The 10,112-nt window shown below is 45.6% G+C and carries 5 protein-coding genes; 4 read left to right on the top strand and 1 reads right to left on the bottom strand.

Annotated features, from left to right (window positions below; translation table 11 throughout):
• Positions 1–236: 236 nt before the first annotated feature.
• The 4 genes from HY877_08765 to HY877_08750 all read left to right on the top strand — a co-directional run bounded on the left by HY877_08765 (position 237) and on the right by HY877_08750 (position 5,925).
• The gene (locus tag HY877_08765; GenBank protein ID MBI5300362.1) at positions 237–524 is read left to right on the top strand and encodes an integration host factor subunit beta; all 288 of its coding nucleotides are present in this window, start codon (positions 237–239) and stop codon (positions 522–524) included.
• A 23-nt stretch (positions 525–547) separates the two neighbouring features.
• Positions 548–1,516 carry a DNA-protecting protein DprA gene (dprA, locus tag HY877_08760; protein ID MBI5300361.1) on the top strand — a complete coding sequence of 323 codons (969 nt, stop codon included), beginning with the start codon at positions 548–550 and terminating at the stop codon, positions 1,514–1,516.
• Entirely contained in the window at positions 1,501–3,849 is a 2,349-nt protein-coding gene (gene topA, locus HY877_08755) for a type I DNA topoisomerase (GenBank protein MBI5300360.1), read from the top strand. The genes dprA and topA overlap by 16 nt, the downstream gene beginning before the upstream one ends.
• Before the next feature lie 69 nt (positions 3,850–3,918).
• Entirely contained in the window at positions 3,919–5,925 is a 2,007-nt protein-coding gene (locus HY877_08750; protein MBI5300359.1) for a right-handed parallel beta-helix repeat-containing protein, read from the top strand.
• Here HY877_08750 and HY877_08745 read toward each other — a convergent pair.
• Complete coding sequence (locus tag HY877_08745; GenBank protein MBI5300358.1) at positions 5,868–10,055, bottom strand: hypothetical protein; 4,188 nt, start codon at positions 10,053–10,055, stop codon at positions 5,868–5,870. The genes HY877_08750 and HY877_08745 overlap by 58 nt on opposite strands.
• Between the last annotated feature and the right edge of the window lie 57 nt (positions 10,056–10,112).

The raw sequence follows: 10,112 nt of genomic DNA, 5'->3' as shown, positions 1-10,112 counted from the left end.
CGGTGCGGATAATGTCGGAGGAACTTGTCCTTCATGATCCCGGTCTTCCTCCAAACCCTTCCTTTAAGGTTTCTCGAAAAATATTTGATAGAGCTTGGGGTTATCCTACCGAACACGAAAAAAATATTTTGGCCATACGCCTCAAAAAATAGGTCTTCAAAAAATATTCCTTGACTCAGCCTCGCGGGAGGCGTTAAATTTACTAATGAATTCAGCAGGTTGTAAAGGGGGTTTTTATGAATAAATCAGAATTAGTGTTAAAAGTGGCTGAAAAGCTTAGTTTAACCAAGAAAAAGGCCGAAGATGTTGTGGAGTTGATTTTCGATTCCATGACAAACGCTCTATTAAAAGGAGACCGCGTTGAAATTCGCGGACTCGGCAGTTTTATGGTTCGTCACTACAATTCTTACAAAGGCCGCAATCCCCGCACGGGAGAATCCATAGAGGTAAAACCTAAAAAACTCCCGTTCTTCAAAACAGGGAAAGAATTAAAAAAGAGAATCGATTCCCCGCCAAAACCCTAAATTTTTTTGGGGGCGTCCTTATTATGCTCACATTAAATCCTATTGAATGGCTGGCGTTGCAACGGACTTCGTTTTCCAAGCCCCGCCTGACATGGAAAAAAATCAAGGAAGGTTCTTTTTCGAAAAGAAATCTTGATTTGATTCAGGGCAAAAAAGATTGGGAACTTTTGCAAAAACTCGGTTTGCAGATGACATCGTTTGAAAGCGAAGCTTATCCCAAAATTTTAAAAGAGATTTATGATCCGCCTCTGGTTTTGCTGAGCAAAGGAAAATGGCCCGTATGGGAAGAAAAACCGTGGGTGGCAGTCGTGGGTGCCAGAAAAGCAACAGAGTTTGGTAGAAAAAAAACTCAGGAGATTGTCACGCGTTTGGTTGAAGAGGGTGTAGGTATTGTAAGCGGGTTGGCTTACGGCATTGATGCGGAAGCGCATCGCGCTTGCCTCAAGGCAAAAGGGAATACATGGGGAGTTTTTGGTTGCGGTGTCGATATTATTTATCCACGTCCCCATCGGGCTCTTGCTGAAGAGATGACACAACATGGGGGTTATCTTTCCGAGTTTCCGTTGGGTACAGGACCACGTCCGGCTTATTTTCCACAGCGCAATCGAATTATCAGCGGACTTGTTCAAGCGGTTGTGATTGTACAAGCACATTTGCGAAGTGGCTCGTTGATTACGGCGCGATTTGCTCTGGAGCAGGGGAGAGATGTGTACGTTGTTCCACCTCCCGATAACAGCATCGCCTACGAAGGAAATAAAATGCTTTTGGACGATGGAGCGATAGCATGGGAAGATCAAAAACCAAAAATCAAAAATCAAAAATTGGAAACAACAGAATCTTTATTGATTCCATTTTTGAAAAAACCCGTTTCCATTGAAGTGTTAGTCCATCAAACACAAAAAAGTCCGGGTGCGCTCTTGGCGGAGTTGGTTCAATTAGAAACTGAAGGGCTGGTTAAAAAAATTCCGGGATCATTATGGCAAAGTCTTTAGTCATTGTAGAGTCGCCTGCGAAGGCCAGAACCCTCAAGAAATATCTGGGACGTGACTTCAATGTGATGGCTTCCGTTGGGCACGTCAAAGATCTCCCCAAAAGCAGTTTGGGAGTGGATGTGGATGATAATTTCAAACCGACTTACGAAGTGATCCGTGGAAAATCAAAAATTCTTAAAGAAATTGTCGATGCGGCAAAGAAAGTCGATACCGTTTATCTTGCTCCCGATCCGGATCGTGAAGGAGAAGCCATTGCGTGGCATATTTATGAAGAGATAAGCGGGAAGAAGCAGAGAGGCAAGATGCAGAGAGGCAGGAAGCAGAGAGGCAAGATGCAAGAAGTAGGAAGCAGAAAAAATGCCGGACCTGTGGTGCGTCGCGCCCTTTTTCATGAAATTACGGAACGGGCGATTAAGGAAGCGATTGCCAATCCCATCGATCTGAATTCCGATTTGTTTGAAGCGCAACAGGCGCGTCGTATTTTGGATCGTCTGGTCGGTTATAAAATCAGTCCTCTGTTGTGGGATAAAGTCCGCAGAGGTTTGTCGGCAGGGCGTGTTCAATCCATTGCGGTGCGCATTATTTGTGAAAGAGAAGCGGAAATTGATCTTTTTAAATCACAGGAATATTGGTCGATTCTTGCAAACTTGGAAGGCTCGGCGTCTCCCGCATTTGATGCCAAATTGATAGGGACCATGGACCATGGACCATGGACTGTGGACCCAAAGGCGGGAAAAAACCCCATACCCAACAAAGAAAAAGCTAATGCCATTTTGGGGAAATTGAAAAAGGCACAATTTGTCCTCAGCAAAATCACGAAAAAGGAGAGAAAGCGCAATCCTCTGCCACCCTTTATTACAAGTCAGATACAGCAAGATGCATCGCGCAAACTTGGATTCACCGCGAAAAAAACAATGACCTTGGCGCAGATGCTTTATGAAGGAGTCGACATGGGTGAAGAAGGTCCTGTGGGACTCATCACTTATATGCGCACCGACTCCACGCGTGTTTCCGCGCAGGCACTCGATGGCGTGCGGGAATTTATCGCGAAGCAATACGGAAAAAAATCTCTGCCAGCGACTCCAAATTTTTACAAAAGCAAAAAGGGTGCGCAAGATGCTCACGAAGCCATTCGTCCGACCATGCTCGATTTGCCTCCCGAAAAAATAGCGCAATATCTGGAGCCTGACATGCTCAAACTCTACGATCTTATTTGGAAACGTTTTGTCGGCTCGCAAATGAAACCGGCGGAATATGATCAGACAAGTTTTGATATTGAAGCGGGAGAATATCTGCTCCGGGCAAGCGGCTCTGTGCTTCGATTTCCGGGCTATTTAGCGGTTTATATGGAAGGGAAAGACGAAGATATTAAAGAGGAGGAAGAAGCAGAGACGCTTCCGTTGTTGAAAGAAGGGGAGACATTGCGATTGCTGGATGTGCTTTCAAGACAACATTTTACCGAACCGCCGCCCCGTTATACGGAAGCCTCGCTCGTCAAAACATTGGAAGAGCTTGGCATTGGCAGACCCTCCACTTACGCGCAAATTTTGAGTAATATTCAGGACAAAGATTACGCGGTGAAGGCGGAGGGACGTTTCAAACCAACGTCGCTGGGTGTGTTGGTCAACGAATTACTTGTGAAACATTTTCCGGATATTTTGAACGCACAATTTACCGCGCAAATGGAGAAAGAATTGGATGATGTGGAAGAGGGAAATCTAAAATGGGTTCAGGCGCTTCACGATTTTTATACTCCCTTCAGCAAAACTTTGGCGAAGGCCGAAGTAGAGATGAAGGACATAAAACGCATGCAGATTGAAACCGATCTGAAATGTGAGAAGTGCGGAAACCCTTTGGTGATCCGCTGGGGACGTCACGGTGAATTTTTATCCTGTTCCCAATATCCCGAATGCAAAACAGCGCATGAATTCACGCGCGACGACAAAGGGGTCATTAGTATTCAGGAGCGGGAGTTCAAGGGAACCTGCGAAAAATGTGAAGCGCCGATGATTGTGAAGCGGGGAAGGTTCGGTCCCTTTTTGGCGTGTACCCGTTACCCCGATTGCAAATTTACAAAAACCATTCCGGTGGGAGTGCCTTGTCCCAAATGCAAATCGGATCTGGTTCAAAGGCGTTCCAAACGCGGGAAGTTTTTTTACGGATGTTCCAAATATCCCGCCTGCGATTACGCCAGTTGGAACAAACCCATTCCCCAAGAATGTCCGCAATGTCATCATCCTTTTCTCGTCGAGAAATATTCCAAAAAAGCCGGCGGCGTTTACGTTGCCTGCCCCCAAAAAGAATGCGGCTACACCAAAGAACCCCCTCAATGACATAACGCGTCATGCCTTGCTCTTTTTCACGCAACTGTTTTGAATCCCTGCCGAAGACTCTATTGACACATGAAAAATGTTTTTCTCAGAGGATTTCTCGTTCTTTGTGCCTTGAGCTTTTGCTCTTTGGCAGAAGCAAACACCTGCAATGTTGCCTATCCAAAAGATTTTTTGCCCGCCTTTGAATCTCTCTCCAAGGGAACTTGTTCGGAACTTTCTTTCACCGGTTCGATGGAAATATTTTTGGAGAAACCTCTTTTACTCAATCAATTCGGTCCACCCATTTCCATTGTTGCCCCTCAAGGCAAAACAGTCCGTTTCATCGGGTGGCGCGGCGAAAATAAAACAGCGGGACTCACGATTAAACGCGATAATGTGCTTCTGCAAAATGTTATCTTTAGTGACTTTCCGGGGAATGCTCTTGAACTGTCGGGAAATAATATTCAAATTGTGGAAAGTGAAATTTCACGAAGCGGTCTGAGTGGCATTGTGATTACAGACAATCAGGATGCTCTTGCATGCAATGCGCTCTCTTTTCAGAATCTCGCCCGAAATATTTTATTGCGGGACAACCACATCCATCATAATGGCGATTTTGGTGTGTGGGTTGAAGGGTATCAAGTGTCCATTCAGTCTTCATCTCCCAATCGCTCTCAAATCCATGACAACACGCGCGCTGGAATTTTTCTCAAAGGGGAGTCGGCCTATTATCGGTGTAAAAAAGAGGATGCACCTTTTGATCCGTTGAAATTTTTACACACGTTATTTCTTTCCAAAGTTGCCATTTTCAATAATGGACCTACTGAAAACAGAATGGGTGTGCAAACCGAAGAACCTGTATTTCCAAGACCCACCGAGGTGATGGCTATTCTCAATGCTGGCGGCGATGTCACCGTTTCAGGTCATATTCCGCTGAGTGCGGATTCCAAAAATCCGTGGAGTTTGGGGCGTATTGATCCCGTCAATCTTCAGGTTGAAATTTATGCGGGCCTTCCGGGCGATGGCGCGCAGGGTAGAACTTTTGTGGGCGTTGCCGAAAAAATTTCTTTGAGTGGAGATTTTCAAACGGTGATTGTCAAAAAAGATTTGCCGGAGGGAAAAGAAATTCTTTTCACAGCCCTTGCAGAGGATGTGGTGCTCAAAGTTTCTTCCGGATTTTCTCTGCCTGCAAAGGCTCTGCCTGCGAAGCTGGGGGATAAAGTCTCCGCTGAGGATGATAACATTCCGGAAAAAATTGAAGAACCAACAGAACCGACCTCCGCCGATTTAGATACCGATGGAGATGGAATCAGTGATGCAGAGGAGATCAATCATTGGCACACCGATCCCAAATCGTGCGATACCGACAAGGATGGAGAGAGCGACAGCATTGAACTTGGCAGGATTCATCCCGATGCACCGACGCCCGAATGCCGTGGGCTTCAAAAAGCGGGAACAAATTTTCACGACATTCATTTGTTGAATCCACTGGAGGCCGACTCGGATCATGACGGCATTCCCGATGGTGGGGAAGATGCGAATCACAATGGCTGGCTGGATTTTAATGAAACGGATCCAACAAATCCGGACACGGACAGCGATGGTTTAAATGATGGCCTTGAAAAAAATCTCGTGAACGATTCGTTTGGGCTGGGCGGTGTGGATATCAGTCATTTGTCCAACGGCGAGCGCTGTTCTCCGCCCACGGACAAACTGGATGTTGATTGTGATGGTGTCATCAACGCGCGCGATGAAGACAGTGACACCGATGGTTGCCTTGATTCGGAAGAGGGGATTAAGGACACTAACAGTGATGGCATTCCTGATGTCTGGCAGGCCGATGTTAAAACATGCGGTCAGCCCTCCAAAGTATCTTCTTCTTCCCCCTCCGCTCCATTGGGTGGCGGTTCCAACAAACCAACTCCTTCCGAAGTAGCACCTCAAAAAAGCAATGCAGGTGCTGAAGCGTTGTCTGCAAAAGGCGGGGGATTTTGTCAGTTGAGAGTGACGGCGGAAAAAAATATTTTTCCGTTTTTGGTTTATTTAGTCTTCTTTTCTTCGATGTGGATGGTTAGACGATCCGTGCCAAGAAGGTGACTGCCAAGACCCGCAATATCTGGAATCTCACCTGTCCATCCAACAGATAAACCAAACGCCCCAACCGCGTCGGTTCTTTGACCGGTCTCCGTTGATCTTTCCGTGGAGAAGTGACGGTAGTCAAAGCAGGCTTGGAGCCCCGATTTTGCCGCGCAAATTCCAACGACAGGCAATCCGAAAGTGGCGAAGCCTCCCGTTTCGTGATGGTACCCCGCCTGAAGAAGACCAGCATACAGAGATAAATTTTCGTTCAGATCTAAATTAGCTCCAAGAGCGACGTCACTTGTTGGTCCCAATAACCCTTCCGCGTAGAGACCAAGACTGTTCCATGGACCATGATTTTTCCAGATATCCCATGTCAAAGTAGTAAAGATAGAGGGTGCCCACATGGTGTTTTCTTGGTGAATTCTTGGTTTGTTTTTTGCGGCACGTATTACAGAAGGTGTTGGTTCAATGCCTGGCCTTAATTTATGAGGCACTTCCGATGAAACAGTGGTTTTCCCAATACCACCTCTCACTGAAACTCTTACAGGGGAGGCTTTGCGAGGCTCTTCCGTGATATTCTGCCCTTGTTTGCGTCCATCAAAATCGGTCTCCAAAATTCCCTGTAGTGCGCTTGCATCTTGATAAACCTTATTCTGAAAGATCGATAATTCAGTTGTGCCGGAAGCAATCTCTTCCGCTGGTTGTGTGCCGACTGCCATTTGCCATGGTGTGACGGAGATCTTTTTTGGTTCAATTTTAATCGTGCGTGTGAAAGTGGCGGTTTGACCATCGCTATTTATTGCTGTGGCCGTCTGCGTATTGCCACGAGTTTGAATGTCATCCGTTGAGACAGTAGATTGCAGATAGGTTCCCTCATTGCCATTGATGATGGGTTCACCATTGTCGATAAAGTGGACTGTGAGTGGCGGTTTTGGAAAAATATTTTCCGTGAGCTCGGCGATCAATGTGCCGGTGTCGTTGTTGACAAGAAAATAGTCGCCTTTGATTTTTGTTGATAGCAGTCTGCGGAAAGAACCAACAGTATCTCCATCGACAGATTCACTGAAACTGCTGTTTTTCAATTTCCACAGGGGTTTGTCAAAAAGATATCCTTCATTTGTTACAAAAGCAGTCCTATTAAGATGATCCGCCAAGGTGAACGTATCTCCTCCGCATGTATATTGAGTTCCCTGAGCATAGGTTTGTGCAGAGAGTGCTATTGTGGTGCAAGGATCCTGCAGTGTGACAGTACCATCTTTTTCCGGAACGACTCTTTGCAGTTTAGGAGCGTCAATGACAGGTGTTTTTGGTTTTAAAAGTTCTGTCCCAATCGTTGCAACTTCTTTGCCCGGGTCTGTGAGTGGTTTGATAACCCATATACCACTTTTATCTTGATAGATGAGGACTTGCTTGCTGTCTTTGAGTTCCTGAGGAGATTCCTTGGAGCCTTCCGTGTGGTAATTCCATGGACCAAGCTTGTTTCCATTCCACTTGGCTTCGAAAACAACTTTTGTTTTTGGTGAGGAAAGGGAACTGCCAAAAGTGTAAGTGTGGATTAATTTATCATCAGGCTCTTCTATATCCTCTTTCAGCTGTCGCACCACAAATTGTGTGCCCTCGTTTGTCATTTGTATGCGATAGACATCAATTTTTGCGTTTGTTTTTGCCTGAGCGCGGGCTTCTGTTTTTTCCGTCGCAAGTCGTGCCGCCTCTTCAGCTTTTTTGGTGGCCGCGGCTTCATCAGCGACTCTTTTTTCCTCCGCTTCCCTTGTTTGTTCAGCTTTTTTCTCATCTATTTTTCTTTTGGTTTCAGCTTTTGCTCTGGCTTTTTCTTCAGCTTTGGCTTTGGCCTCTGCCGCCTTTTTTGCCTGTGCCGCGTCTCGTTCCGTTTTCTGAATGGTGGCTATTTCTTTTTGTGCCGTTTTCCACTGTGCATTTCTGTGCGAAACTTTTCCGAAACCCAGTTGCAAAAGTTTTAGTGCGATTTTCGGTTCGTCTTTTGCCGTCTCTTTAGCTTTGGCAATCAGTTGATCCAAGACGGTTGTATTTGCCTTGTCGGCCAATTTTTTCTGAGCTTCCCCAACTTTTTTCTTGTCGCCACTAAGAAGATCAGCAACCAGAGCATCCACTGATGGAGGTGGAGTGACGGGAGATACGAGAGCAGGTGCACCCAGATCAGTCAGTGTTTGTGGAGGTGGACTTCCGCCATCCGCGGGTTCTACATCTACCAACGGCATATCCATGCTGAATCCTCCGTCCGATGGCATTCCACTATCTGGCGTTCCGGCCCCTGCGGCTTCAGGAGCCGACCCTGCATCAGCCTTTGCTTTTTCTGCTTCTGCCTTGAGGCGTGTTGCTTCTGTTCCATTTGCAAGATCATCTAAAAATTGTTGCGCCATTTTTCCCTCAGTCGTTTGATTTCCCGCAATGGCAACAACGGCTTCTGCGGCTTTTTCTCTCGAAGCCATGGTTTTCTGATCATCCGGGTAGAATAAAGACAAGTCGGCCACAACGGCCGTTATTTTTTTATCTTGGGCATATTGAATGGCGGCTACTCTTGCCTTAAAGTTAGGACCACTCAAAACTTGACATAAAACGGAAACGACTGTTTTTTCCGACGCATTTTTCAGCTTCTCTTCTACACTCTCATTATCTGTACCAACATCGCCATTCCAAGAACTCAGGATGACATTTTCCTCTTCCAGTCTTCTTCGTTCTGCCGCGGCTTTTTGTTCCGCGGCTTCTTCGGCCTTGCGCGCTTCTTCGGCTTTTCTTGTCGTTTCCGCCTCCGCCAATTTTTTCCGCTCACTGTCTTCTTTGGCCGCGATTTTTGTTTGGATTGAGTTCTTTGCCTCCGCAACTTCTTTTTCTGTTCCCATTTTTTCAAAACCGCGGAAGAGAAGTTTTATCTGTTCAAAATTTGCATCAATATCTTGCAAAAGCTCCCCAAGCTTGGCCATGAGAATTTTTAAACCCTGAGGTCCCAAAGCCGCCAAAGCATCCTCTGCCACACCAATTTTACCGGTATCGGCACTTGTTAAATCCGCCCAGAGTGTTTTGAGTGCTGATGGAGCTGGAATGATATCAAATTGTTTTTTCCCGCGCTTTATCAACAACAGTTCTTCTGTGGTATTGGTAAACGTTGGTTTATAGGCAATGCCATTAATTTCGATTTTCCAGTCGGACCACTTTCCTTTTTCAAATACGGTTACAACATTCATTTCAACTGTTTCGTCATCATCCAAAATACAGCGGAAAAGGCTTGTAGAACGTGTATCGTTTGTAACCTGTGAGGAAGCTACTTCATCGTTTGAAATTGGAGGACAAGAAGTGCTGAAAGCACCTTCATTCGTGAAAAAGGAAATATTCGGCAATTTTGGAGCGAAAGGTTGTTCTTTTAGGGGCAATGGTAAATCCATGCCTCCGCTCAGTTTTGTTTCTTCGACTCTGGGTTGAGAACTTGCCAAAAGCGTCGCCGCTTTTTTGCCCGCATCTGTATTGGGAAAAAGTTCTGCCAATTTTCGTTGGAAAGGAATCTTTTCTTCGTTGGATGATATTGAGGCAATTTTACTCTCTAATTTTCGTATACCAATGGACCCAAGTGCAACAAGAGTCTCTCCTGCAACTTTCACTTTTTTTGCGTCTTTGCCGATCAAGGCTGAGAAAAGGATGTTAAAGTCGGTCAAATCTGCTTGCAAATGAATGCTTAAATTTCCGAAAATGATATTTCCAGCATTTTCTCCTGCGACAACTAAAATATACGGCGAATTTTCTCCTGCTTTGTCTTTTCCATCGCTGTAAGCGACTGCGGCCATTTGATAATCGTCGTTTTTCATGGTTTTTCCCGTGACCAGATAAATACGTGTGAGAAGTATCTCTGGTTCTTCCGCGGTATTTTCTTTTCCGACGATAACCCCGGAAGGGTTCATGGTAAAAACGACGGGGGCAATGCGTTGATAATTGGTATAACGATTTTTTTGGATTTCAGTGATTCTTGCTTCCAGCTTTTCTTTTACGCCATGTTCCAATTGATAAGGGTTTGTTGACCCCACGGCTATTTTCCCCAAGGCGAGGATGGCTTTTAATTGTGCTTCTTTCATTCCCATCTTCGCATTGTAGTCCAAAAATGCTTTAACTGTTTTCAAGACTTCTTTCGGGTTTTTTGCAGATGGTATTGGAAGGATTTGTAATGGATTCTCTCT

Source organism: Deltaproteobacteria bacterium (genome assembly GCA_016213065.1).
Classification (GTDB): domain Bacteria; phylum UBA10199; class UBA10199; order SPLOWO2-01-44-7; family SPLOWO2-01-44-7; genus JACRBV01.
Note: the sequence above shows the minus strand (reverse complement) of the source record. Positions and strands in the feature narration are given on the sequence as shown.